Source organism: Leptotrichia sp. OH3620_COT-345, assembly GCF_003932895.1.
Taxonomy (GTDB): Bacteria; Fusobacteriota; Fusobacteriia; order Fusobacteriales; family Leptotrichiaceae; genus Pseudoleptotrichia.
Genome location: NZ_RQYW01000202.1, coordinates 1 through 250, shown reverse-complemented (window position 1 = coordinate 250; position 250 = coordinate 1). Strand labels below are relative to the sequence as shown.

Here is a 250-nt window from a genome sequence, read left to right as displayed (position 1 = left end):
CTCTTACATTCTTTCCTTTTGTATCATATCCTGCATTAAATGTCACTCCGAATCTCTGGTTCTCAACTCCGATATTTAAGTCCGCCTTAAAGTTACCTTTTCTGTCGTCCTTCTCACCTCTTATGTTAAACCAGTCCGCCGTTGTGTATCTCACTCTTCCTTTATTGCCTACATCTCCTACTTTTCCAAGCTCATTCTCATAACCCAATCCAAGTGTAGTAACAAATGTAGTCTTTACCGCCAACGGTTG

Annotated in this window: 1 protein-coding gene; it reads right to left on the bottom strand. The window is 40.8% G+C overall.

The window, feature by feature from the left end; genetic code table 11:
• Positions 1-250: hypothetical protein (locus EII29_RS11795; RefSeq protein ID WP_148096456.1), on the bottom strand; the 250-nt coding region annotated here is incomplete at both ends.